Source organism: Sporosarcina koreensis (assembly GCF_042655825.1).
Taxonomy (GTDB): domain Bacteria; phylum Bacillota; class Bacilli; order Bacillales_A; family Planococcaceae; genus Sporosarcina; species Sporosarcina koreensis.
The window spans coordinates 14,221-40,331 of the sequence record NZ_JBHSNP010000026.1 but is presented as its reverse complement, the minus strand read 5'-3'; the positions used below and the strand labels follow the sequence as shown (position 1 = coordinate 40,331).

Annotated in this window: 24 protein-coding genes and 1 other annotated feature (1 of these 25 running past the window's edge); of the genes, 2 read left to right on the top strand and 22 right to left on the bottom strand. The window is 45.9% G+C overall.

Annotated features, from left to right (window positions below; genetic code table 11):
* Nucleotides 1-40: 40 nt before the first annotated feature.
* The 7 genes from racE to ACFPTP_RS11780 all read right to left on the bottom strand — a co-directional run bounded on the left by racE (nt 41) and on the right by ACFPTP_RS11780 (nt 5,725).
* Nucleotides 41-865: a glutamate racemase gene (racE, locus tag ACFPTP_RS11810; RefSeq protein ID WP_381445112.1), complete on the bottom strand. Its 825-nt coding sequence runs from the start codon at nt 863-865 to the stop codon at nt 41-43.
* The gene (locus ACFPTP_RS11805) at nt 862-1,302 is read right to left on the bottom strand and encodes a MarR family winged helix-turn-helix transcriptional regulator (protein ID WP_381445456.1); all 441 of its coding nucleotides are present in this window, start codon (nt 1,300-1,302) and stop codon (nt 862-864) included. Before ACFPTP_RS11805 ends, racE begins: the two co-directional genes overlap by 4 nt.
* Nucleotides 1,303-1,495: 193 nt before the next feature.
* Nucleotides 1,496-1,708 carry a helix-turn-helix domain-containing protein gene (locus ACFPTP_RS11800; protein ID WP_060204861.1) on the bottom strand — a complete coding sequence of 71 codons (213 nt, stop codon included), beginning with the start codon at nt 1,706-1,708 and terminating at the stop codon, nt 1,496-1,498.
* 87 nt (nt 1,709-1,795) lie between these two features.
* On the bottom strand, nt 1,796-2,242 hold the full coding sequence (locus tag ACFPTP_RS11795; RefSeq protein ID WP_381445110.1) for an acyl-CoA thioesterase: 447 nt from the start codon (nt 2,240-2,242) through the stop codon (nt 1,796-1,798).
* 256 nt (nt 2,243-2,498) lie between these two features.
* Nucleotides 2,499-3,299 carry a succinate dehydrogenase iron-sulfur subunit gene (gene sdhB, locus ACFPTP_RS11790; RefSeq protein WP_381445108.1) on the bottom strand — a complete coding sequence of 267 codons (801 nt, stop codon included), beginning with the start codon at nt 3,297-3,299 and terminating at the stop codon, nt 2,499-2,501.
* A 5-nt stretch (nt 3,300-3,304) separates the two neighbouring features.
* Nucleotides 3,305-5,059, bottom strand: a complete 1,755-nt coding sequence (sdhA, locus tag ACFPTP_RS11785; RefSeq protein WP_381445106.1) for a succinate dehydrogenase flavoprotein subunit — start codon at nt 5,057-5,059, stop codon at nt 3,305-3,307.
* Nucleotides 5,060-5,116: 57 nt separating this feature from the next.
* A complete protein-coding gene (locus ACFPTP_RS11780; protein WP_381445104.1) occupies nt 5,117-5,725 on the bottom strand; it encodes a succinate dehydrogenase cytochrome b558 subunit in 609 nt (202 codons plus the stop codon).
* Between the two features lie 218 nt (nt 5,726-5,943).
* On the opposite strand from ACFPTP_RS11780, the gene ACFPTP_RS11775 reads away from it, so the two are divergent.
* Complete coding sequence (locus tag ACFPTP_RS11775) at nt 5,944-6,360, top strand: DUF2507 domain-containing protein (RefSeq protein ID WP_381445102.1); 417 nt, start codon at nt 5,944-5,946, stop codon at nt 6,358-6,360.
* An 81-nt stretch (nt 6,361-6,441) separates the two neighbouring features.
* On the opposite strand, the gene uvrC is transcribed toward ACFPTP_RS11775, so the two are convergent.
* The 13 genes from uvrC to zapA all read right to left on the bottom strand — a co-directional run bounded on the left by uvrC (nt 6,442) and on the right by zapA (nt 21,264).
* Nucleotides 6,442-8,220, bottom strand: a complete 1,779-nt coding sequence (uvrC, locus tag ACFPTP_RS11770) for an excinuclease ABC subunit UvrC (RefSeq protein WP_381445100.1) — start codon at nt 8,218-8,220, stop codon at nt 6,442-6,444.
* A gap of 58 nt (nt 8,221-8,278) precedes the next feature.
* Nucleotides 8,279-8,593, bottom strand: coding sequence for a thioredoxin (gene trxA, locus ACFPTP_RS11765; RefSeq protein ID WP_381445098.1), 315 nt, complete (start codon nt 8,591-8,593; stop codon nt 8,279-8,281).
* Between the two features lie 554 nt (nt 8,594-9,147).
* Nucleotides 9,148-10,020 carry an alpha/beta hydrolase gene (locus ACFPTP_RS11760; protein ID WP_381445096.1) on the bottom strand — a complete coding sequence of 291 codons (873 nt, stop codon included), beginning with the start codon at nt 10,018-10,020 and terminating at the stop codon, nt 9,148-9,150.
* A gap of 521 nt (nt 10,021-10,541) precedes the next feature.
* Entirely contained in the window at nt 10,542-11,516 is a 975-nt protein-coding gene (locus tag ACFPTP_RS11755; RefSeq protein ID WP_381445094.1) for an electron transfer flavoprotein subunit alpha/FixB family protein, read from the bottom strand.
* A 34-nt stretch (nt 11,517-11,550) separates the two neighbouring features.
* On the bottom strand, nt 11,551-12,324 hold the full coding sequence (locus ACFPTP_RS11750; protein WP_381445092.1) for an electron transfer flavoprotein subunit beta/FixA family protein: 774 nt from the start codon (nt 12,322-12,324) through the stop codon (nt 11,551-11,553).
* A 22-nt stretch (nt 12,325-12,346) separates the two neighbouring features.
* Complete coding sequence (locus ACFPTP_RS11745) at nt 12,347-13,120, bottom strand: enoyl-CoA hydratase (RefSeq protein ID WP_381445090.1); 774 nt, start codon at nt 13,118-13,120, stop codon at nt 12,347-12,349.
* 54 nt (nt 13,121-13,174) lie between these two features.
* Nucleotides 13,175-13,756, bottom strand: coding sequence for a TetR/AcrR family transcriptional regulator (locus ACFPTP_RS11740; RefSeq protein WP_381445088.1), 582 nt, complete (start codon nt 13,754-13,756; stop codon nt 13,175-13,177).
* Between the two features lie 87 nt (nt 13,757-13,843).
* Nucleotides 13,844-15,541 carry a long-chain-fatty-acid--CoA ligase gene (locus ACFPTP_RS11735; protein WP_381445086.1) on the bottom strand — a complete coding sequence of 566 codons (1,698 nt, stop codon included), beginning with the start codon at nt 15,539-15,541 and terminating at the stop codon, nt 13,844-13,846.
* Between the two features lie 226 nt (nt 15,542-15,767).
* Nucleotides 15,768-16,181, bottom strand: coding sequence for a DUF350 domain-containing protein (locus ACFPTP_RS11730; protein ID WP_381445084.1), 414 nt, complete (start codon nt 16,179-16,181; stop codon nt 15,768-15,770).
* Nucleotides 16,182-16,256: 75 nt separating this feature from the next.
* Complete coding sequence (locus tag ACFPTP_RS11725) at nt 16,257-18,611, bottom strand: endonuclease MutS2 (RefSeq protein WP_381445082.1); 2,355 nt, start codon at nt 18,609-18,611, stop codon at nt 16,257-16,259.
* Between the two features lie 16 nt (nt 18,612-18,627).
* A complete protein-coding gene (gene polX, locus ACFPTP_RS11720; protein ID WP_381445080.1) occupies nt 18,628-20,334 on the bottom strand; it encodes a DNA polymerase/3'-5' exonuclease PolX in 1,707 nt (568 codons plus the stop codon).
* A gap of 120 nt (nt 20,335-20,454) precedes the next feature.
* Nucleotides 20,455-20,994: a CvpA family protein gene (locus tag ACFPTP_RS11715; RefSeq protein WP_381445078.1), complete on the bottom strand. Its 540-nt coding sequence runs from the start codon at nt 20,992-20,994 to the stop codon at nt 20,455-20,457.
* 9 nt (nt 20,995-21,003) lie between these two features.
* Nucleotides 21,004-21,264, bottom strand: a complete 261-nt coding sequence (gene zapA, locus ACFPTP_RS11710; RefSeq protein WP_381445076.1) for a cell division protein ZapA — start codon at nt 21,262-21,264, stop codon at nt 21,004-21,006.
* A 265-nt stretch (nt 21,265-21,529) separates the two neighbouring features.
* On the opposite strand from zapA, the gene rnhC reads away from it, so the two are divergent.
* A complete protein-coding gene (gene rnhC, locus ACFPTP_RS11705; protein WP_381445073.1) occupies nt 21,530-22,462 on the top strand; it encodes a ribonuclease HIII in 933 nt (310 codons plus the stop codon).
* A gap of 49 nt (nt 22,463-22,511) precedes the next feature.
* Here rnhC and pheT read toward each other — a convergent pair whose 3' ends face one another.
* Together pheT and pheS are read right to left on the bottom strand one after the other, a co-directional pair.
* Complete coding sequence (gene pheT, locus ACFPTP_RS11700) at nt 22,512-24,923, bottom strand: phenylalanine--tRNA ligase subunit beta (RefSeq protein ID WP_381445071.1); 2,412 nt, start codon at nt 24,921-24,923, stop codon at nt 22,512-22,514.
* A gap of 12 nt (nt 24,924-24,935) precedes the next feature.
* Nucleotides 24,936-25,973 carry a phenylalanine--tRNA ligase subunit alpha gene (gene pheS / locus ACFPTP_RS11695; protein WP_381445069.1) on the bottom strand — a complete coding sequence of 346 codons (1,038 nt, stop codon included), beginning with the start codon at nt 25,971-25,973 and terminating at the stop codon, nt 24,936-24,938.
* A gap of 37 nt (nt 25,974-26,010) precedes the next feature.
* Nucleotides 26,011-26,111, bottom strand: a binding site (T-box leader) (it continues 128 nt past the right edge of the window).

Sequence of the window (26,111 nt, the reverse complement as noted above, 5' to 3'; positions counted from 1 at the left end):
TACCATATTCATTTTCTTCATAGCAAAAACCCGGATGCCTTTATTGGCAGCCGGGTTCCCCTAGTACAATATGTCTGACGTCGGGATTTTCAATGCCGAGCCAGTCGATTGCAATCGATTTGAAACCTTCCAATTGTCCTGTCGTGTAAAAAATCGACTCTTTCCGTGCGCCAGGAATGTTTGCAATACCCAATCCGGATAACGTGCTCTCCACGTCCTGCACTGTCTCATATGCCGACGATACAATATTCACGCCGACCGGCAATTGTTCTTGGATTTGATCATACAGAAGCGGATAATGCGTACAGCCTAAAATGGCCGTATCGAACTCCAAATGGACAATTGGCTCCAATGATTGTTTCATGACGGGCCGAATGTCCATTTGTTTGTATTGACCACTTTCAACGAGAGGAACAAACTCCGGACAGGCTAACGGAATAATTTCCGCATCCCTCGAAATAGAAGAGATGGCGTTCTCATATGCCTTGCTTTTGATTGTGCCGACCGTGCCTAATACCGCGATTTTGCCTGTAGATGATACATCTACTGCTGCCCTCGCTCCTGGTTCAATAACTCCTAACACAGGAAACGGAAACCGTTCACGAAGCATATCCAGGGTAACTGCGGTAGCTGTATTGCAAGCGATAACCAACATCTTGATACCCATATCGGCAAGTGCAACAGCCATCTCCATTGTAAATTCCTTCACTTCTTCAACTGAACGTGGCCCATATGGACAACGCGCATCATCGCCTATATAAATAATGGTTTCATCAGGTAAAAAACGGTGCATTTCCTTTACGACGGTCAATCCGCCGACACCGGAATCAATGACACCGATTGGTGCTTCATTCAAAATCTTCAATCTTTGATCATCTCTTTGTGCAGTTTTGTCAACAATCGGGAAAACTCGTTTATTTCTATTTCTGAAAAATCTTCGAGAACTGCATTTAAATATTTCCGACGTTTGGCGATCACTTCTTCGATGATGCGTTCACCCTCACCCAATAAATGGATGCGTACGACTCGGCGGTCCTGGTCATCACGCACCCTCTTTACAAGCTTGTTATTTTCCATGCGATCGACAAGATCTGTCGTTGTGCTGAATGCCAGATACATCTTATTCGACAAATCGCCAATCGTCATGTCCCCGTGCTCGAACAACCATTGCAAAGCAATGAATTGGGGAGGTGTAATCGTATAATTGCTTAATATTTTCCGGCCCTGCTGTTTAATGATTCCGGATATATATCGAAGTTCCTTTTCCATCCGAGCAATGTTCTCGGCGCCTTCAAGACTCATTGCGTTTTGTTCCGCCACATATACCAGCTCCCTGAAAACGAATACTGTCTACTTATTGTCACCTTTTTCGCCATATAACGCAACAGTTTTAAAAAGGTTAATAAGCATTTGATGTTTTTTCAGGGAGCTGAGCATATTCATGTATATGACGGATCATAACGAGTCAGGTTTCAAGGAACGACAATAGATTTGCTTAATTCAATTTCAGTTCCCCTAATCGCAACAATTCGACAATCGCTTGTGCCCTTCCGGATACTCCCAATTTCTGAATGGTATTCGAAATATGATTCCGGACGGTTTTTTCGCTAATGCCGAGCCGTCCTGCGATTTCTTTCGTCGTATGATCATCCACTAATAGATGAAAGATTTCTCGCTCCCTTGCTGTTAGCAAAGAACGGTTTTTCATTTCTCCTGTCAAGACGCGCCCCCTCCTATCCACGTTCACTTTACAATATGTGAAGATGGTTTAGGCTGTGCCGGCTGGTTCATCATTTTACAAGGAAAAGCCGGATTTTTGATCGCTTTTCCAAGGTACCGATTTACCTGTTGTCCTATCGATTTGGACAATCGTTCCTCTTCCCGTGAATACCAATTCGCCCTTTGCATTTTTGGCCATATAATGGATGTCGACGGAGCTGTTTCCCACGTATGCCGATTTTACAAATATCGACAATTGTTCATCGAAGTATACTTGTTTCATATAGTCGCATTGGAGATCGGCAACGACTGGGATTGTTGTTCCGTTCGGGTCAAGCCAGTCTTGCATATGGCCGAGGTGCTTTAAGTATTCGATCCTTGCATATTCAAAGTATGCGAAGGTGACTGTGTTGTTTAGGTGGCCGTACATGTCAGTTTCTGAAAAACGGACGGTGACCGGTACTGAAAATGTGAACTCTTCACTCCACTTTTCCATGTTATCAATATATGCAATCCTCAACATTCCCACTCCCTTTAATAAAATGAATGAACATTCATTCTTTTATTATAACAAATCGAGGGAAAACATCCAATAAAACATTAGATTTCCAGGACATGCGGTCGGTTTCGGGCGCGAAACCAGCGACTTTGGGCGCAGGGCGGGCCTCTTTGGGCGCAGGACCGGCCTCTTTGGGCGCTACGCATCTTGATTACAAAAAAAGAACCGTCACCGAAAGTCATTTTATGACTTTCGGGACAGTTCCTTTAAAAAGTTATTATCAGTCAACCATATGGTCGCTTCCGAAGAAGTTTTTGAACATTTGTACTGTCGTTGCGCGGTTCATCGCAGCGATGGATGTTGTCAACGGAATGCCTTTCGGACATGCGACGACACAGTTTTGCGAGTTACCGCATTCACCGATTCCTCCATCGGACATGATTGTTGCAAGACGCTCGTCTTTGTTCATTGCTCCTGTAGGATGCGAGTTGAAAAGACGGACTTGAGACAATAATGCCGGTCCGATGAAATTGGATTTGTCATTCACGTTCGGACATGCTTCCAGACAAACACCACATGTCATACATTTAGACAGTTCATACGCCCATTGGCGTTTACGTTCAGGCATACGAGGACCTTCGCCCAAATCGTATGTTCCGTCGATCGGGATCCAAGCTTTGATTCGTTTGAGGGAATCAAACATGAATTCACGGTCTACAACCAAGTCACGGACAACCGGGAATGTTCTCATCGGCTCCAGTTTGATCGGTTGTGTCAACTGGTCAACTAAAGCCGTACAAGATTGGCGAGGGCGTCCATTGATCACCATTGAACATGCGCCACAAACTTCCTCAAGACAGTTCATGTCCCAGTTGACTGGCGTCGTTTTCTTCCCTTCGGCATTCACCGGGTTACGACGGATCTCCATAAGAGCGGAAATGACGTTCATATTCGGTCGGTACGGGATTTCAAAGCTTTCCCAATATGGTTTTGAATCAGGAGTATCTTGTCGCTGAATTTCAAATTTGACCGTTTTACCTGCAGTTTGCTGTTCAAGGACAGCAGTTGTTTGCTCAGTCACTTATGTCAATCTCCTTTCTTCGCTGAATAGTCACGTTTACGCGGCGGAATCAAGGATACATCCACTTCTTCATAAGAAAGGATCGGCGCAGATTTTCCGTCGAATTCTGCGATGGTCGTTTTCAAGAAGTTTTCATCGTCACGGTTCGGGAATTCCGGTTTGTAATGTGCACCACGGCTCTCATTACGGTTCAAAGCTCCCAAAGTGATGACGCGTGCCAAGTAAAGCATGTTTTTCAACTGACGAGTGAAGGTAGCGCCTTGGTTGGACCATTGTTGTGTATCCACAATATTGATGTTTTCATAACGTTCAAGTAGCTCTTGAATTTTGTTGTCCGTTTCTTGCAATTTATCGTTATAACGAACAACCGTTACGTTATCCGTCATGATTTCTCCGAGTTCCCTATGCAGAATATATGCATTTTCGGTGCCATCCATCTTCAACGTAGCATCCCATTTTTGCTGTTCGTCTTTGATTGCAGCATCGAACAATGATGAAGGAAGCTCGTCTGCAGTGCGTTTTACGCCGCGCATATACTTGACTGCCTCTGGACCAGCAACCATTCCGCCATAGATGGCAGATAGAAGGGAGTTGGCCCCAAGGCGGTTCGCTCCGTGCTGGGAGTAATCACATTCACCTGCTGCAAACAGACCAGGGATGTTCGTATGCTGCTCGTAATCGACCCAAAGGCCGCCCATCGAATAGTGGACTGCAGGGAAGATTTTCATCGGCAATTTACGTGGATCATCGCCAGTGAATTTCTCATAGATTTCAATGATGCCGCCCAGTTTGATATCAAGCTCTTTCGGATCTTTATGGGAAAGGTCAAGATAGACCATGTTTTCTCCGTTGATGCCCAATTTCTGATTGACACAGACATCAAAAATCTCACGTGTCGCGATGTCACGTGGTACCAAGTTTCCGTAATCCGGATATTTTTCTTCAAGGAAGTACCATGGCTTACCGTCTTTGTACGTCCAAATACGGCCGCCTTCACCACGAGCAGATTCACTCATGAGACGAAGTTTGTCATCGCCAGGGATAGCAGTTGGATGAATTTGGATGAATTCACCATTCGCGTATTTTGCCCCTTGCTGATAAACTATCGAAGCTGCGGAACCTGTATTGATTACCGAGTTTGTCGATTTACCGAAGATGATTCCAGGTCCGCCAGTCGCCATAATGACCGCGTCTCCAGGGAATGCTTTAATTTCCATAGACTGCATGTTTTGTGCTTTGATGCCCCGGCAAATGCCCTCTTCATCCATGATGATTCCGAGGAATTCCCAGTGCTCGTACTTCTGAACAAGACCCGCCACCTCATGACGGCGAACTTGCTCGTCCAATGCATATAGAAGTTGTTGGCCTGTGGTAGCGCCAGCAAAAGCTGTACGGTGATGCAACGTACCGCCGAAACGACGGAAATCCAATAATCCTTCAGGTGTGCGGTTGAACATGACGCCCATCCGGTCCATCAAGTGGATGATCCCAGGAGCAGCCTCAGCCATTGCTTTGACTGGCGGTTGATTCGCAAGGAAGTCCCCGCCATATACAGTGTCGTCAAAGTGGATCGCCGGAGAGTCTCCTTCACCTTTTGTATTCACTGCGCCGTTGATGCCGCCTTGCGCACAAACGGAGTGGGAACGTTTTACCGGAACGAGTGAGAACAGGTCTACCCCGACCCCTTCTTCCGCAGCTTTGATAGTTGCCATCAAGCCGGCTAGTCCGCCACCGACGACAATCAATCTGCCTTTTGCCATTATTGTTTCACTCCTCAAATTTTTACATGTACTTGTAATTCAATGAACGTGATTGTATTAGGCAAATGCCAATAGAGCTTGCATACCTATTACGGAAAGAACTAAGAATGCTACGATTGTAATGTAAGAAACAATTTTTTGTGAGCGTGGTGATTGGGCAATCCCCCACGTCACTGCGAACGACCAAAGGCCATTTGCCAAGTGGAATGTCGCGGATAGGACACCTACGATATAAAACACGAGCATGAACGGATTCGACAGGATGTCAGCCATCATATCGAAGTTCACCTCTGCGCCAAGTGCTTTTTGAATTCTCGTTTCATAAATATGCCAAGCAATGAAAACGACAAGGAAAACACCTGTTACACGTTGCAACATGAACATCCAGTTGCGGAATGTCCCGTAGCGCTGAACATTGTTTTTTGCAGTGAAAGCTATGTACACACCATAAAACGCATGGAACATTAACGGAATATAGATAATGAACCATTCCAAAAACAGGACGAACGGTAAGTTCCCCATGAAATTGGAAGCGTTATTGAATGCTTCTTCACCGCGCGTTGCAAAATGGTTAACGACCAAGTGTTGAGTTACGAACAACCCAACCGGAATGACTCCGAGCAATGAATGAAGTCGGCGCAAGTAAAAATCTGATTCTCTCGACAAGTCTTTTACCCTCCCTTTTTAAGAGATATGTCCGAGTATCGTCGTCACTGTTTGTACAAATGATGGACGTTGACGGCATGCCTCTTAATGGTACAATATGATAACATGTTCATTGTACTCCTCACTTTTGAGGAGGTCAAGGTGATGTAGGCTTTTTGAAGACCATTATCAAAAAGTTCAATCCATGACCCGATTCACCCGAAAGGACTGAATAATCGTTGGATAAACAAACATATGAAACTCCGACACGATTAGGATACGAAATCATAAGAGACCATGTACTTCCAAACATATTGGGCAAACATGTAGATGAAATCCTTTATTGGTCCGGGAAAGACATAGCTAGGAAGTTTCCTATATTCTCAATCGATGAGCTACCGGATTTCTTTCGGGAAGCCGGGTGGGGTTCCCTTATACCTCAGGAAGGCAAAACCGCAAAGGATGAAGCTTTGTTCATTCTAGAGCAAAGCGACGCTACATTGCTGGAAAACAGATCCTATACTCTTGAAGCCGGTTTCATTGCGGAACAATTCCAAAAGCTGAATGGCTTTCTTACAGAATGCTATGGAGAAAAAATGCTGAAAGAGAAACAGGTGCGCTTTCTTGTAAAATGGGACTTGAAGACAAAAGTATAAATTGTTTGCTAGCAATCAGTAAGAAATATGTTTGCTAGATAATGAAAAGGGGCTCATCAGAAATCGATTCGAGCCCTTTTTTCATTTCTCCTCTTTGAAATACTCCATCACCGTTTCGGCAACCTTCATCGGAAGTCCCGCTTCGTTCAACTCCGAAACCGATGCCTCCCGTATCTTCTTGATTGAGCCGAAATGCTTTAATAATTGCTGTTTCCGCTTTGGACCGACTCCCGGCAATCCATCCAAAACAGAAGTCAATGAATTGGAATCCCTGCGTTGCCTATGGAATGTAATGACGAACCGGTGCACTTCGTCCTGTATCCGCTGCAGCAGGTAAAATGCCTCGCTCGTGCGTTTCAATGGGACGACTTCCACCGGATTCCCATATAGCAATTGTGCAGTCTGATGCTTGTCGTCTTTGGCGAGTCCCGCAATCGGTATGGATAAACCGAGCTCATCTTCAATCACTTCGCGGGCGATTTCCATCTGCCCTTTACCCCCATCAATGATGATCAGATCCGGCAGTGGCAGTTGGTCCCTCAATACCCGGATGTACCGTCTTCTGATCACCTCGCGCATCGCTCCATAGTCGTCATGGGCAGCCGCGGTCCTCGTTTTGTATTTCCGATAATCTTTACGATTCGGTTTTCCGTCAATGAATGAAACCATCGCGGATACCGGATCGACGCCCCCGGTATGGGAGTTATCAAACGCTTCAATCCGAAGCGGGGTCGAGATTCGCATTGCTGCTCCAAGATCCTCGCAAGCCCCGATTGTCCTCTGTTCCTGGCGTTCTATGAGCTGGAATTTTTCGCGCAAGGAGATTGCCGCATTTTTGCTCGATAACTTCACGAGATCTTTTTTCTTCCCGCGTTGCGGAATAAAGACGTTGACATCGAGTAGTTGCTGAACGATCTCTTGGTCGATCCCTTCCGGCAGCAGTATTTCCTTCGGCAGAAGATGACCGGTCTTTCCGTAAAATTGACCGATGAACGTCAGCATTTCTTCCTCGGGGTCCTGATATAAAGGAAAAATGGAAACATCCCTTTCTATCAATTTGCCTTGGCGGACAAAAAAGACTTGGACGCACATCCATCCCTTTTCAACTGCATATCCAAAGACGTCTCGGTCGGTGAAGTCGTTCATCATCATCGTTTGCTTCTCCATGACGGCCTCGATATTGGCAATTTGGTCCCGATATTCCTTCGCCCGCTCGAACTCGAGATTTTCAGCGGCTGCCGCCATTTTTTCGGTCAGCTCTTTTTTAACGCTCTTATATCCGCCATTCAGGAAACGGCTAATATCATCCACCATCTCCTTATATGTCTCTTGCTTGATTTCATTCACGCAAGGCGCGAGGCATTGACCTAAATGATAATATAGACAAACCCGATCCGGCAGCTGATGGCATTTCCGATATGGATATAACCGGTCCAGCAGTTTTTTCGTTTCATGGGCCGCTGTGGCATTCGGATACGGACCGAAATACTTTCCTTTATCCTTTTTCAGCTGTCTAGTTACAATCAATTTTGGATGCCGCTCCGAGGTGATTTTCAAATAGGGGTACGTCTTGTCGTCTTTCAGCATGATATTGTATTTCGGGTCATACTGTTTGATAAGGTTCAGCTCGAGGATGAGCGCCTCGATATCAGAAGATGTAACGATATATTCAAAGTCCTCGATTTCTCCGACGAGGCGCTGTGTTTTCGCGTCATGGGATCCGGTGAAATAGCTGCGGACCCTGTTTTTCAATATTTTTGCCTTGCCGACGTAGATGATTGTGCCTTGGCGGTCTTTCATTAAATAGCAGCCAGGCAAGTCAGGCAGCAAGGATAGTTTATGTTCTATTCGTTCATTCATCTTTCTCACCTACCAAAAAACCGGGTTCCTATGAAGGTTCCCGGTTTTAAGTAATGCATTACGCGTGTTTTTCGATCAATTCAGCAAGTTGTTCTTTCGGTTGGAAACCGACAACTTTGTCTACGATTTCCCCGTCTTTGAAAAGGACAAGTGTCGGGATGGACATGATGCCGAATTCTCCAGCAGTTGCTTGGTTTTCGTCAACGTCGACTTTAACAATTTTCGCTTTTCCGTTAAGGTCGCCGTCAAGCTCCTCCAATACTGGAGCGATCATTTTACAAGGTCCGCACCATGTTGCCCAGAAGTCAACGAGTACGAGACCGTCTTTTGTTTGTTCTTTAAAGTCTTGGTCAGTTGCATGAACAATAGCCATTTAAGTATTTCCTCCTTTAGTAAATCCAACTATGATTGCATTATAGCATGTCGAATATAGCCGAGCGAAACATCTGCTTCTAATGTTGATTTTCGCTTCAGGCGGACGCTTTCCGGGGGGCGGGCGGTGAGCCTCCTCGGTCGCTGCGCGACACTGCGGGGTCTCACCTGTCCGCTAATCCCCCAGGAGTCGCCGCCTTACGCTTCAATCAACGGCAAGTGCAACTAACCTGAAACGGGGAAAATAAGACCCCTTTTTCATTGCTCACTACAGGGATTGCATTGACCCAATTAAAAAGAGGCGGCGATTGCCACCCCTTTAATTATTTTGCTCCACAATCGCGCCCAATTGCGGAACATCATCCAGTAGAAACAAAAATTTAGAATGTTTACTTCATATAGTCTTGAATGTAAATGATTACTTTTTCAAATTGATTCCACAAGACCTTACAATGGTTTAGTAGTATTGCCAACACTAATGAGGATGTGGTGGTGTTTTTCCAAAAAAGATTATTATATTATGGCTCACCGATACGTTTATAAAATTTGAAATGATTACATTATCGAAGGGTCTGGCCCATTAAAGAAATAGCGTAATTCCTTTGCAACGATGGAAGGTTTTCCAGTATTATCAGGCCCCAAATGGTCTAAACCAGGGAATTCAATAGAACTAGACCGCGGTATGACCTTCAATAATTCCCAACAAGGCATTTTTAAATATTTTGGGCTCTTACTTCCATTCATTAGAAGTACATTTGCGTGCACATTGGAGAAATACTCTAAAGAATTCTCAAGTTCTCTGACCAACAAATTATCATAATGAAAGGTAGGAATAATTTCTTTCAAAGGCAAGTCATTTTCATCATTTTTGTTATCCATTCGCAGAGCCAAGCTAAATACTGGTTGCAATATGAACCGTGGCACCATGTTTAGTACTGGAGACATCCGGAGTCCCTTTATAACTGTAATGAATGCAGAGCTTAATTTACCCTTGGAAATCTCCTTCTCATAGCGGGTTACGAACTTAGATGGCACTGAATTGTTAATCGAAAGGACAGGTTCAAAAAGAGCTAGTTTCCGGATTTGTGATAAATGGCAGGCCGCATATAATGAAATCAAAGCTCCCGAACTAAGCCCGAATAAATAGCGTGCACCGGTTTTGACGAGAAGGGCATTGAGATCTTCGCTTTCCTTTTGGATGCCGTAGTTTTCACCCGGCAATCCACTTATCCCACGACCTCTACGATCCGGTATGTAAACCGTAAATTCATCTGACAGCTCCTTTGCCAGCAACATTAAATTTTGTGCGGCCTGCAATCCGCCGTGCACAAGAATTAGACTTGGGCCACGACCAAGTTGCCGATAACCAATTCTGGTCCCGTCTTTAGATGTTATGTTTCCAGTTGTAAATGTTATGTCCTTATCCATACTTTCCCTTCACTCTTTTCTTTTTAATCAGCTACATACATAAAGGTTATCATCTTAATATGAACTATATATAAATTTCGCTATTCACCAATCTGGCCCGATTGCTGTACAGACTCGTCGAAAGCCACTTCCATTTTATTTTACCACAAATTCTCTTGCACCCTTCAAAATTATCAATTTATTTAATCTTTATGCCTTTTACGTTGGTTATTCAATGGGCAGCATTTCCAACAGTTCGCATTCATTGATTTGATTTTGATTCTTCGTCATCATATCCAACAGCGCATTCATTTAATAGGAAACACCGTTGATTGGAGAGGAGAGCGGCGACTCCAGCGGGAACAGCACGAGCTGAAGACCCTGGACTGAGCGCAGCGAGGGAAGCGGCTGAAGCTGTGCCCGCGGAAATCAACATTGTTAGCTTTATCTCTATTTTTAAAGAAAAAAGACCGTAGGCAACACCAAATTCTTGGTGTTTGTCTACAGTCTGAGGCTCCTGAATCAACAGGATCCTAGTAATCTTAGTTTGTTTTGATTTTCTTGATTTCTTCGATCATCATCGGGATGACTTCGAATAGGTCTCCGACAATGCCGTAGTCTGCCACTTTGAAGATGTTTGCTTCAGGATCTTTGTTGATGGCGACGATCACTTTTGAGTTGGACATTCCAGCCATATGCTGGATTGCTCCTGAAATTCCTGCTGCAATATACAGGTCAGGTGTTACAACCTTACCCGTCTGTCCGATTTGCAAGGAATAGTCGCAGTAGTCAGCGTCACATGCTCCACGGGATGCACCGACTGCACCGCCAAGCAATTGAGCCAATTCTTCAAGTGGTGCGAAGCCTTCTGCACTCTTCACACCACGGCCGCCAGCGACAACGACTTTCGCTTCCGATAGATCGACACCTTCTGTCGACTTGCGGACGACTTCGCTGATGACCGAGCGCAAGTTTGCAATGTCAACGGAAACGGATGAAACGTCGCCAGAACGGCTGTCGTCTTTTGCGAGCGGTTCGATATTGTTCGGACGGACCGAAATGAATAGAAGGCCGTCTTTGTTTTTCACTTTTTCAAATGCCTTACCGGAGTAGATTGGGCGGATGAATACAGCATCATCGCCTTCCCCTTCGATGGACGTCACATCGGAAATCAGTCCTGATGCTAGTTTACTAGCAATCTTCGGAGACAAATCTTTCCCTAATGCAGTGTGGCCGAAGACGATGGCTTCCGGTTTCTCCTGCTCATAGACAGCCATGAACGCTTGGCCGAAGCCGTCTGATGTATAATGTTTCAAATGCGGGTGCTCCACTGTAACGACACGGTCCGCACCGTATTTGATCATTTCTTCCCCTAATGTTTGAACTGAATCGCCAAATAGCAAGCCGACGATTTCCCCGCCGCCGGCTACCTTTTTAGCAGCTGCAATCGCTTCGAATGAAACGTTACGTAATGCACCTTCACGAGCTTCACCAAGTACTACTACTTTTTTAGACATATAGAGTCCCTCCCATTACAATATGAAAAATCAATCAAAGCACTTTCGCTTCTTTATTCAGAAGATCTACAAGCTCTTTCACCTGATCGGACAAGTCGCCTTCAAGGACACGCCCTGCCGCTTTTTGTGGAGGAAGATAGATTTCAATCGTTTCCGTCTTCGCTTCCACATCATCTTCGTCAAGATCTAGATCATCCAATTCCAGCTCATCAAGCGGCTTTTTCTTCGCTTTCATGATTCCTGGTAAAGAAGGGTAGCGAGGTTCGTTCAAACCTTGTTGTGCCGTGACCAGTAATGGCAACGAAGTTTCAATCGTTTCAGAATCCCCTTCGACATCGCGGATGATTTTCACGGAAGTGCCGTCGATTTCAAGGTTTGTAATTGTCGTGACATAATTGATGCCTAGCAGTTCTGCAACACGCGGTCCGACTTGGCCGGAACCCCCATCGATTGCTACGTTCCCTGCAAGGATTAAATCAGCATCCTTGTCTTTCAAGTATTCTGCAATGATTTTAGCAGCTGTGAACTCGTCCATCTCATCAAGGTCGTCTTCAGTATTGATTAGGACAGCCTTGTCAGCTCCCATTGCCAACGCGGTACGAAGCTGTTTTTCAGCTTCTTCGTCGCCGATCGTGATGACTGTCACTTCACCGCCGTGTTCGTCACGTACTTGGATCGCCTCTTCAATTGCATATTCGTCGTAAGGATTGATGATGAATTCAGCGCCGTCTTCAACGATTTTACCGTTCGATACAGCGATTCTCTCCTCCGTGTCAAATGTCCGTTTCACCAATGCATAAATGTTCATATTGCAGACCTCCCTGGCTATTTTAATTCCCTTTGAATTGTGGTTCCCTTTTTTCAATGAATGCTTGGATGCCCTCTTTTGCATCCTCCGAGACGAAAACTTCACCGAATGAATCGGCCTCGGCCTTCACACCTTCATAGAACGAGTCTGTTTTCGTATATTGGAGCATGCGAAGAGCAGCTTTCATGGCAATCGGGCTTTTCTTTGCGATTTTCTTCGCGATTTCCATCGTCTTCGGAAGCAGTTCCTCCTCCGGAAATGCGCGATTGGCGAGACCCCAGCTGACCGCCTCAACGCCCGTGATCGGGTCGCTAGTCAACAGCATTTCAGCTGCCTTTGCCATCCCGACATACCGCGGCAAGCGTTGCGTGCCCGCAAAACCGGGAATGAGCCCCAATTGCAATTCCGGCAAACCAAGCTTAGCCCTCTCTGTAACGAATCGAATATGGCAGCCCATCGCCAATTCCAGGCCGCCGCCAAGCGCTGCACCGTGAATCGCGGCAATGATTGGCTTTTTGAAGCTTTCCATCCGTTCGAACACTTCCTGTCCCGCGGATGCAAGCTGCGAAAATTGTTCGCCGGACGTAACCGTCGTGAATTCTTTAATATCGGCGCCTGCCGAAAAGAACTTCCCTTCTCCGTGAAGAACGATGACCCTTACGGAATCATCATTTTCCACTTTGTCCAGCATTTGATCAACCTCTCGGATAAGACCGCTTGATAATGCATTGGCAGGCGGTCTGTTAATTGCGATCGTCGCAACTCCGTCTTCAATAGCGATTTTCAAAAACTCCACTTCTTCTCCACCCTTTCCGAAATGCCTATTGCACCACTCATTCATCGTATGGGTTCAGGCTTTCATTCCATTCAAGATTAAGCGATGGACTTCTGGTGCCAATTTCATCAAATCGTACTTTTGATCATTCATCACCCAGGAGGTGATTGTTTCGTCTATCGTTCCGAACACCATTTGACGTGCCAACCGAATATCGATTTGCTTGTCAAATTCGCCTTTTTCGATCCCTTCTTTTAAAATGGTATCGAGCAAAGTCAAATACTCCTTCAATACTTCATTGATCCTGTTCCGAAGCTCTTTGTTTGATTGCCGTAGTTCCAACTGGGTTACAATGGCTAGGTGGCGGTCGCCATTGAGCAAACTGAAATGGTTTTCAATCATCCTGGCTAGCATTTCCGTCGCAGAGATTTCTTTCTTCAAAATCTCTTTTACGTTATCAACGAAGACGCCCATCTTTTCCCGGAATACGGAAATAAGGATATCCTCTTTATTTTTGAAATAAAGATAGATCGTTCCGTCCGCAACGCCCGCTTCTTTGGCGATTTTCGAGACTTGCGCCTGATGATACCCGTTTTCGGCAATAACGATGACGGCTGCATCCACTATCTGTTTATATTTCGGTTTATCACGTTTCACTATTTCACCACCAAAAAAGAAAATATGAATGATGGTTCATTCATATTTTCATATTAATCGTTTATTTGATTGTCGTCAAGTCTTTCGTCAGGAAGTTTGCAATTCCTGTTCCATCTTCTTTTTCTCCTCGTCGATGAGGGATCTCCGCAATATTTTTCCAACAGCTGTCTTCGGCAGCTCTTTCCTGAATTCGTATTGACGCGGCACTTTGAACGATGCCAAATGCTCTCGGCAATACGTATTCAATTCTTCTTCTGTCACCGATTTCCCTTCTTTTAATACAATATAAGCCTTTACCGTTTCTCCGCGATATGGATCCGGAACTCCTGCGACGACACATTCTTGTATTGCGTCATGCTCGTATAGGACTTCTTCTATTTCACGCGGATAAATATTGAAGCCGCTCGCGATGATCATATCCTTCTTCCTGTCGACCACGTAGAAATGGCCTTCATCATCCATATACCCTAAATCCCCGGTCAATAGCCATCCATCACGAAAAGTTTCTGCAGTCTCTTCCGGACGGTTCCAATAGCCTTTCATTACTTGAGGACCTTTCACCGCGATTTCTCCGACTTCCCCATTCGGCAGCGGCTCTGAAGATTCGGGACCTAAAATGCAAGCATCCGTGTCTGGCCAAGGAACACCGATAGATCCTTTCACCCGTCTTTTCTCCCATACGAAATTCGCGATGGCGACAGGCGACGTTTCCGTCAAGCCATACCCTTCCACAAGCTTTCCGCCAGTCACCTTTTCGAATCTCTCCTGTAGTTCGACAGGCAATGCAGCCGACCCGCTTATACATGCTTTGATGGAAGAAAGGTCATATTTCGCTAGATCAGGGTGATTCAGCAATCCGATATAGATTGTTGGGGCGCCAGGAAACAGCGTTGGCTTCTGTTTATCGATTGCCTTCAATGCAGTATCGAAGTCGAACTTCGGTATTAGCACCATTTTATTACCTGACATCACGGATAAAACAAGCACCGTCGTCATTCCGTATACATGGAAGAATGGCAGGATTCCCATGACGGTCTCTTCGCCGTCCTCGCATTTATACAGCCATGCATTGCACATCTGGGCGTTGCTGATCAGATTGGCATGTGTCAGCATGACTCCTTTCGGCGGCCCCGTCGTCCCTCCGGTATATTGAAGCAATGCAATGTCCTCATCGAAATTGAAGTCATAGGATACCGGATCCGGTTTTGCGATTTTCATTATTTCGGTAAAAAGATGGTTCATGCCCCGGTGTTCCACTTTCACGATAATGCCATGCTCTTTTTTCTGGATGAATGGATAAATTAGGTTTTTCGGAAATGGCAAGTAATCTTTTATACCTGTTATGATGACATGTTCCAACTTTGTTTCCTTAATGATCTTCGTAATCCGTCCGAACAGAAGATCAAGCGAAATGATCGCCTTGGCGCCTGAATCCGCCATCTGATAGGTCAATTCCCTCTCTGTATACAGCGGGTTCGTCTGGACGACGATTCCACCGATATACAGGATGCCATAATAGGCGATTGCGCTTTGAGGACAGTTCGGAAGCATGATTGCGACCCGGTCCCCTTTTTCGATGCCTAGCGTCCGCAAATAGTTGGCAAACTTCAATGCCGATTCATGGAACTCTTTGTAGCTAATATCCTTTCCCATGAAATGCATTGCCGTTTTCTCAGGGAATTTGTTCCCTGACCGTGTCAGGAATTCTTGAAGCGGAATCCGATCATAATCGATCGTCTTCGGTATTTCCGGTGGATACATATCCAACCAAGGTCTATCTGTCATTGTAACCCCCCCTTTTCCCATTCCAATACTTAGAAAATTCCCTCTTAAATTATTATATCGATAAATGAATCCGCTTTCAATAGAATACGATTTTTACAGTGAAAAAATGCCTTGACCGGTAAATTTCAGTCAAGGCGTATTCGTGAACATCCAATACATTCCTACTAAAACGAAAAGTATACAGACGACAATTAAAATCTTGGACAGTTTTTCCATATCAATTCTCCTATGAAATGCTGGCACCGATGACAAATGACAATCCAACGGATATTGTCAGCGAGATAAAACCGACAGAGCGGTTGTCCTCTTCGATTTCCTTATCGATGTGGAATTTAGGTGTCAGGAACTCGAAAAGGAGGTAAGCGACAACAAGCAGGAAAAAACCGAACAACCCCCATCCGATCATTTGGGGCAACGAATTATGCTGCTCGATCGAATAGCGGAAAATATTCGCCACTCCGAATATTTTCCCTCCTGTCGCCATGGCGACCGCCACATTCCCTTTGCGGATTTCTTCCCAGTTGTTATACTTCGTCACAAGCTCAAATAGCACCATCGAAAAGATGAGGCATAGGACTACAACACTGAAATAGCCTGTAGTTTCTACAAGGGGATGGCTCCAAAAACCAGTTTCCGTCATTTGTTTGCTCCTTTGAAATTCATTCATCCTAACCTTTACGAATAGGAACAGGGAAAGTTTCATTTTTTCATGTTTTTATTTCAACTCGACGACCGTCACTCCGTGGCCGCCTTCACCCGCTTCCCCATAACGGAAGCTTTTAACACGCGGATGGTTCTTCAAATAGGTTTGAACCCCTTGTCGCAATGCACCTGTCCCTTTACCGTGGATGATTGACACTTGATGATAATTGGAAAGCAATGCATCATCCAAGTACTTTTCCGTACGGTGCAAGGCATCTTCGTATCGTTCTCCTCGGAGGTCGAGTTCCAGTTTGACATACGAATCCCTTCCTCTGACGGATGCCGAGACGACAGTGTCTTTCACTTTTTCAGGCTTCGTGTATTCCAGTACGGATTCATCAAGCTTCATTTTCAAGATGCCGATTTGGACGATCCATTCTTTCGCAGACACCTTTTCGATAAGCGTGCCTTTCTGTCCATATGTGACGACCTTCACTTCATCACCGACTTCCAAAGGTCTTGGAGCCGCCTTCGCCTTAATTTTTTTCTTCTTTTCTTCCGGGGCTGCCCCTTCCAATCGTTTACGTGCTTCAATCAATTCATGCTCTTTTACATTCGCTCCCGCGTTCAATCGCAAGGCGCGCAAATCGGAAATGACCGCTTCCGATTCGACACGGGCGTTGTCCACAATCTTTTTCGCTTTCTCTTTTGCATTTTCAATCAGTTTTTCTTTCATGTCTTCAAACTCGGAAACTTTCGTCTCCAATTCACGTTTCAGCTTCTCCGTTTCAATGAGCAAGGCATGTGTCTGCTCGGCGTCCTTTTCGGATTGAACCCTGCTCGATTCCAAAGAGGCAATCATCGAATCGACTTCGCCGCGATCCGTCCCCGTGAACTTCTTCGCCCTTTTGATGATATGCTCATTTAGGCCGAGCCGCCTGGAAATTTCAAACGCATTACTTCTGCCTGGCACTCCTATTAACAATCGATACGTCGGGCTCAGCGTATCAATATCAAACTCAACACTGGCATTTGCTACACCCGGACGGTTATAGCCATACGCCTTCAATTCCGGATAGTGGGTCGTCGCCATCACTCTCGCCCCAGTTCCATGCACTTCATCCAAGATGGATATGGCAAGTGCCGCTCCTTCTTGCGGATCGGTCCCTGAGCCGAGTTCGTCGAAAATGAGCAGCGAACGGGAATCGAATTTCTTCAGAATATCGACGATGTTCACCATATGGGATGAGAATGTACTAAGGCTTTGCTCGATGGACTGTTCATCGCCTATATCTGCATATACGGAGTCGAAGACGGCAATTTCCGACCCGTCCAATGCAGGAATCGGAAGTCCGGCTTGGGCCATCAATGTGCATAGACCAACCGTCTTCAATGTGACGGTCTTCCCTCCTGTGTTCGGACCTGTAATGACAATCGTTGTAATATCTTTGCCGAATTCAATCGTGTTGGCAACTGCCTGTTCGATCGGCAGCAATGGATGGCGCGCTTTCGCCAGGCGGATATATCCTTCATTATTCACTTCAGGTTTTGTGCATTTATGTGCAATCCCATATTTTGATTTGGCTAGGATGATATCGATTTCAGATAAAATATCGACAAGCACAAAAAGATCATGGGCCACTTCTTGGACTTTCACGGATAGCTCCTGCAAAATCTTTTCAATTTCATCCTTCTCTTTCATCTTCAAATTGCGGATCTCATTATTCGCCTGCACGACACCATCCGGCTCGATGAACAACGTTTGACCGGATGACGACATATCATGGATGACCCCGCCGAAGTGGGATCTGTATTCCGACTTTACAGGAATGACGTATCTGTCATTTCGGATTGTTACAATGGAATCGGAGAGCATTTTCGATGCATTTCTTCCTCGTGTATAACTTTCGAGCTTTTCCCGGACACGGCCTTCCTGGATGCGCAAGCTTTGACGGATTGAACGAAGCGTGCCCGAAGCGCTATCTACAACATGTCCGTTTTCGTCTATGGCAGCATTGATTTCATGCTCAAGTCCCGTCAGGATCGGCAAAGCCTCTTTCTTAGCTAAAAAATGCGGAATTTCGATGTCTTCATCTTCATCGACCGCTTCGATGAACTGCCTTAGAATTCTGCTCGCACGGATCGTATTCGCGGTTTCCATCAATTCATATGCGCTGAGTACTCCGCCGATTTGCGCGCGTTTTGCATGGGGGCGTATGTCGCTGATGCCGCCCATCGGCACATTCCCCCGCACCCTCAAAATGGCAAGCCCTTCGTCCGTCTCTTCCAGCAATCGGACAACTTCTTGAAAATCGCTTACCGGAACGAGTTTTTCCATATATGTCCGCCCCGCGGATGACGTGCAATGAGTTGCCACGATATCCCGGATTTTATCAAATTCAAGTGTTTTTAAGACACGGTTCTCCAATGCCTTACACTTCCTTTCATTTTCGTATGACTTCCCGGATGAATTGTTCAAGCGGCCACGTATTCACGACCGTCTCTTTCTTCAACCACGCTTTTTGTGCATACTTCACACCAATTTCCATATGATCCAATTGATCGATTGCATGCGCATCAGTGTTGACAGCAATTTTAACGCCCGCTTCCTGCGCCATTTCCAAATATTCGACGGCTAAATCAAAGCGATGCGGATTACCGTTCAGCTCAAGGATTTTATCGTACTTCTTCGCCCATTCTATCAATTGAGGCACGTCTGGATTGTAACCGTCCCTCTGACCGATGATCCGGCCGGTAGGATGGGCGATCATCGAAACGTACGGATTTTTCATCGCCGCATGGAGCCTTTTCATGATCTTCTCCTGCGACTGGTTGAAATTTGAATGGATGGATGCGATGACAAAATCCAGCTCCTGTAATAAGTCATCATCAAAATCGAGAGTGCCATCAGGCAGGATATCCATCTCGGTCCCGCAAAAAATTTCAATATCGTCGTATTCCTCATTCAATTTCCGGATTTCTTCAATTTGGCTTCGGACCCGATCCGGCGTCAATCCATTTGCCACCCGCAAATATTGCGTATGATCGGTAATGACCATATGTGAATAGCCACGCTCCCTGCATGCTTCGACCATTTCCCGGATTGAATAGCCGCCGTCCGACCATGTCGTATGCATATGGAAATCGCCTCGGATATCCTCGAACGTCACAACGTCTGCGATTTCTTGTGCACGATCAATTTCCGTACCATCTTTACGCATGGAAGGCGGAATGAACGGCAGATCGAAGAAGGCGAAGAAATCGGCTTCCGATTCAAACGTCTTGACCGTTCCATCTTCCAATTCAACGCCGTATTCGCTTATTTTCATCCCTTTGGATTTGGCAAGTTGACGCATCTTCACATTATGGTCTTTCGAACCTGTGAAATGGTGCAAAGCGGTCGCAAATTGGTCTTCGGTCACAAAGCGGAAATCCGCATCGATTAATTCGGCCATATCTAGAACGACCGAGAGTTTGGAATCGCCGGCAGCAACAGTTTCCTCGATCGGCAACACTTCCATCAGCTTTTCCCGAACGGTCGAAGGTTCATCCGTAACGATGATGAAGTCGACATCGCTGCTCTTTTCCTCTGCCCGGCGGAAACTGCCCGCTACTGAAAAACGAGTGATTTCCTTAATACCACGCAGTTCTTCCTCGATTGCTTTGACAATCGATTCCACTTGCCAAACAGGCAGTTTCCCTTTCCGGGTACCGAGCTGTTCGAGTTCATGCAATATTTTCTCCTCGGTCTTTTTTCCAAAGCCAGGAATGACACTCACTTTATTCGATTCACAAGCGGCGCGCAGCGACTCGATCGAATCAATGCCGAGCGCTTCTCTAAGCTTGGCAATTCTTTTGCCGCCAAGTCCGGGAACTTTCAATAATGGAATGAGTCCTTTTGGAACTTCTTCTTCGAGCTCCTTCAATAAGTCGGATTCGCCCTTTTCCATCAAATCGGTGATGACAGCGCCTGTCCCTTTTCCGATCCCTTTTAATTTCAATATATCATCCATCTCCGAAAGGCTCCGCGGATCGAGTTCAAGCACATTCGCCGCTTTCCGGAATGCCCCAACTTTAAATGGATTTTCACCTAACAACTCCATATATAAAGCGATTTTTTCAAATGTACGAATGATCGTTTTCTTGTTCATGAATAACCACTCCTCCATTTTCCGTATCGTTCTTGAAAAAAGGCTTCCCTCCAACCAGGGGGGAAGCCGTACAGATAGTCCGTATAGAACAGCCTGCGTTTTTGTAAGGGCTGCAATACATCACTTCGTATATATATACCACCAATTTTTCACCATTTCCGAAATGATCGGTGTATGTTTGAATATCGCGTCCGCCAATAACGATTTGCCAATCATTTCCTGAATGAAATCAAGCGGCAGCATGGCCATCAGATAGAGTAGCAGGAATATGAGAATATAAAACTCGATTAATCCTAAAATAGCTCCTCCGAAACGGGAAAGGAAGCCTAATACTGGCAGGTATTTCAGGAAATCAAACATGGATGCAATCAGCTGCAATACAAATTTGACTACGATGAAAATGATGACAAACGCCAGCATTCTGTAAAACGTCTGATCCAAGTCAAGCTGTTCAACTGTCCAGCTCAATTTGGATGCTGCCGTCACTCCAGGATATGGAATCCATAAGACGAACTTCTCGGATAACGGTATGTAGTATATGTAAGCAACAATAAGTGCGATAATGAAGCCTGTCATATGTATTAGCTGTACGATAAGGCCCCGTCTAAATCCGGTGATCAATCCTCCCAAGAAGAGGAATATTAGTATTAAATCTAGCATATACGACCGTCAACCCTTCAACTTATTCAATTCTTCTTCAAGTAGCTCAATGCGTTCTTTCAGTTTCAAATAATCATGCACACTATTTACAGCGGTGAGGACAGCGATTTTGGAACTGTCCAAATAAGGGTTGCGTGCGCTGATCTCCCTCATTCTTTCATCGACCATAGATGCGACGAGCTTGACGTGACTGCTCGATTCACTGCCGACAATCGTATACGTCTGTCCATATATGTCAACCGCAACGCGCGTCTTTTGCTCGTCTGCCAATGATGAAACCTCCCTAAATCAATTACGCCTCGGCGTAATTGCGTCCGGATTTTGAATTGCGCTTGCGCAATTAATTCCTTTCAAAATCCGTGACATCCGCCGGAGGCTTTTACTGCTTCAGCCAAAAGCTGAAGCAAGTAAAAACTATGTAATCAATCATACCATGAAATCGTTTTAGATGAAAAGAGAAGGCGATGGAATAACTTACAGTCACTCCGAATTATTGTACAATATGAAAAGATAGTTTTGGGAAAGGACGAAGTGTATGAGCCAAAGTGTGCTTTTATTGGATAAAGTGAAAATGGAAAAGCTGATGTTACATTATGCTTCCTTTAAGGTGGTGCGAAATGCGCCGGGTGTTGTTTTTGCGGCCAAGTTGCCGGATGCAGCAATTACGGCATATAAATCCGGCAAGGTTCTATTCCAAGGCGGAGGAGCATTTCGTGAGGCTGCATTGTGGGGAAGCGCTGATGGACAGCCATTAGCTAAACAGCCGAATGTGAAAGGCGAAACATTACCCGATCGTTTTTCCGAGTTGTCCGTTCTTGGGTCAGATGAAACGGGTACGGGTGATTTCTTTGGTCCGGTTACGGTCGCTGCTTGTTTCGTGAAAGCCGAACAGATTGAATTGGTCCGTGAGTTAGGAGTAAAGGATTCCAAGCAGTTGAATGATGATTTGATGCGGAAGATCGCCCCTGATTTGCAAGCAACGCTCATTCATAGCGTCCTTACGTTGACGAACGAGAAGTATAATGAGGTGCAGGCAAAGGGTTGGTCGCAAGGTAAGATTAAGGCATTGCTCCATAACCAGGCTCTGAAACATGTGTTGCGAAAAATGAATGGGGAGAAGCCCGATTATATTTTGATCGACCAGTTTGCTGAACGGGGGATTTATTATAATCATATTAAAAGCGAGCCGGAAATCGTTCGGGAAAATGTGTTGTTCTCGACAAAAGCGGAAGGCTTGCATGTAGCTGTTGCCGCAGCGTCCATTATTGCGAGGGTAGCATTTTTGGAGGAGATGGATCGATTGAGTGCGATTGCCGGCGTCACGCTTCCTAAGGGTGCAGGAAAGATCGTGGATGAAGCGGCGGCGAAGATTTTATTGAAAAATGGTGAAGCCACTTTGAAATCAATGACGAAATGGCATTTTGCCAATGCAGAGAAGGCGAAAAAGATTGCAGCAAAGAAAAGATAAGAAAAAAGACCGCTTATGGAGATCCATTCCCCATATGCGGTCTTTCATTTTATCCGCGAAGCTGTGCATCTGCTTCTGCAGTTAAAGCATTCAATACTTTTTCATGAGCTTTGACGACTTCTTCGTCTGTCAACGTACGTTCAGGGTCAAAATAAGTCAATGAGAAAGCGAGTGATTTCTTGCCTTCTTCAACATTGTCCCCTTCATATAAATCGAATAGCTTCACATCTTTCAACAGTTTGCCACCCGCCTGTTTGATGATTGATTCCAATGTCCCAGCGGATGTTTCGCTTGCAACGACCAGCGCAATATCCCTTGAAATGGATGGGTAACGTGGAACAGGCATATATAGCAGCTCATCCGTTTCAACAGATAGGATCGCTTTCAAATTTAATTCCATCACATACGTCTCTTTTAGATCGCGTTTTTTCTGCTCGGTCGGATGAATTTGACCAATCAAGCCAATGCGCTCTCCGTTCAAGAGAACATTTGCTGTACGTCCTGGATGCATGCCGTCAACAACAGCTTTTTTAAACGACAAGCCGTCAAGCAGACCGAGAAGATCCATCATGCCTTCTACGATTCCCTTCACGACGAAGAAATCAACCTTCTTCGTTTCCGCTTGCCACGGGTGATCGACCCACTTGCCTGTCAATACAGCTGCCACATGCTCCACTTCACGCGGAAGGCCGTCCTCTTCTTCCCCTAGGAAAACTGAGCCTGTTTCGTAAAGCGCGACTGAATCGATTCGGCGTGCGACGTTGTACGTAGCCGCCTCTAAAAGATGCGGAATCAAGCTTTGACGGAGGATGCTCCGATCTTCGCTCATCGGCATCAGCAATTCCGTCACCTGAGCTGTTTCCAACGCAAATGCCTGTGCCTGCTCCTTTGATGTCAATGAATACGTGACTGCCTGATACAGTCCCGCACCTTCAAGGAACTGGCGGACAATCCGGCGCTTCGCCTGGTATGGCGTCAATCCGCCAGGTGTCGATTCGGATACAGGAAGTGTTTTCGGAATTTCTTCGTATCCATGCATACGTGCGATTTCCTCGATAATGTCCTCCCGGATCTTCAAATCCTGCCTCCGTGTCGGCGCATCGATGACAAGCTGGCCATTGATCGCTTGTGTAGGAATGCGCAGGCGTTCCAAAATGGTAAGCATTTCATCCATCGATATTTTCATGCCGAGGCGGCTATTGATATAGTCAGGTGAAACTGTGATGCGTTCAGCCGTTTTATCTAGTTCGTCAAAGATGACAGATCCCGCAAGGACTTCCCCGCCAGCGAGTTCAGCCATGAGCTGCGCAGCGCGTTCTGCAGCTTCCTGAACGCGATTCGGGTCGACGCCTTTTTCAAAGCGTGTGCTTGCATCGCTTCGCAATCCGACTTCCTTGGAAGTGCGACGAACGGATGAAGGAGCGAAATAAGCGGATTCAATGACGACAGTCGTTGTTCCATCGTGGACTTCGGAATTCGCTCCACCCATGACGCCAGCTAGTGCAACAGGCTCTTTGCCATTCGTAATGACAAGATTATGCGAGTTCAATTTCCGTTCAGCATCATCCAATGTCGTCATCATTTCGCCCTCTTCGGCATGGCGGACGACGATTTCACCCGTTTCAAGACGGTCATAGTCGAATGCATGCAACGGTTGGCCGTATTCCATCAAGACATAATTCGTAATGTCAACAACATTATTATGAGGACGTACGCCTGCTGCCATCAAAGCATTTTGGAGCCATAATGGCGACTCTGCCACCTTGATATTCTTCACGACTTTCGCTACATACATCGGATTATCTGCGTTCGCATCCACGCGGAGCTTCAGCATGTCTTCCGCTTTTTCAGTCGCTGTAGGATAATCAATTTTCGGCAAGGCAATTCCTTGTGATAAAATCGCGCTTACTTCATAAGCAACGCCTAACATGCTTAGCGCATCCGAGCGGTTCGGCGTCAAGTCGAATTCAAGCACTGTATCGTCCAAGCCAAGCAATGGCAGTGCATTTTCACCCGGCAATACGTCTTGAGGCAATACATAGATACCTTCTGCATAAGCTTTCGGAACGAGTTTCCCTTCAATTCCAAGCTCCTGCAAAGAACAGATCATGCCGTTTGATTCCTCGCCGCGCAGTTTCGCTTTTTTAATTTTCATGCCGCCTGGAAGAACTGCTCCAGGGCGCGCAACGATCACTTTTTGTCCTGCCGCGACATTCGGTGCGCCACAAATGATCTGTGTCGTCTCTTCCCCAACGTCGACTTGGCAAATGTTCAATTTATCCGCTTCAGGATGTTTCACACACTCCACCACATGTCCGACGACGATATTCGTCATTCCTTGCGAACGGTCGATGATGGAATCCACCTCGATGCCTGAACGTGTTATTCTTTCTGCTAAGTCTGCAGGATTGATCCCGTTTATATTGACGTACTCATTTAGCCATTTCGTTGATACTAACATGCAATCTCCTCCTTAAGCTTCCGTCCGATGGAATTGTGATATGAAACGAACGTCATTCGTATAGAAATGACGGATATCTTCCACTCCATATTTCAGCATCGCAATCCGCTCAGGCCCCATGCCGAATGCAAATCCAGTTACGACGGATGGGTCGTAGCCTGCCATCTTCAGCACGTTTGGATGAACCATACCTGCTCCCAAAATCTCAATCCAACCTGTCTTCTTGCATACATTACAGCCGTCCCCGCCACACTTGAAGCATGAGATATCCATTTCAACGGACGGTTCTGTGAACGGGAAGAAGCTAGGGCGCAAACGGATTTCACGGTCAGCTCCGAACATTTTCTTCGCGAATAGGTCAAGCGTCCCTTTCAGATCGCTCATGCGGATATCTTCCCCGACAACGAGCCCTTCGATTTGTGTGAACTGGTGGGAGTGTGTCGCATCGTCGTTATCTCTACGGTACACTTTGCCCGGGCAGATGATTTTGATTGCACTTCCGCCTTTAGCTTCCATCGTTCTCGCTTGGACCGGCGACGTATGTGTGCGGAGAAGGACCTCTTCGGAAATATAGAAGGAATCCTGCATATCACGCGCTGGATGCCCTTTCGGCAAGTTCAGCGCTTCAAAGTTATAATAATCCTTTTCCACTTCCGGTCCTTCAGCGATTTCATAACCCATGCTAATGAAGAAGTCTTCGATCTCTTCAACAACACGCGTCAACGGGTGATGGTTTCCAGTCGGAGCGGGACGGCCAGGCAACGTGACATCGATCGCTTCCTTTTCCAGTTGCGCATTGATCGCTTCTTCTTCAAGCTTCGTCATTTTCGCTTCCAGTGATTCCGTTACGGCTTCACGGACGACGTTGACGAGAGCTCCCATTTTAGGCCGCTCTTCAGCAGGCAGTTTGCCCATCCCTTTTAATAAGTCGGTAATGGGACCTTTCTTTCCGAGGTAAGCGACACGGACGTCATTCAATTCCTTGACAGTCGTTGCTTCCTGGATTTTCGTCAACGCTTCTTCTTTCAATTGCTGCAATTGCTGTTCCATTGTCATTCTCCTTTCAAAATAAAAAACCCCGCCCCCAAAAAGGGACGAGGACGAGTTCGCGGTACCACCCTGATTATTATGCAGTATGCATAATCACTTCATTTGGGATAACGGCCCTCTACCGGCACGCCTTTACAG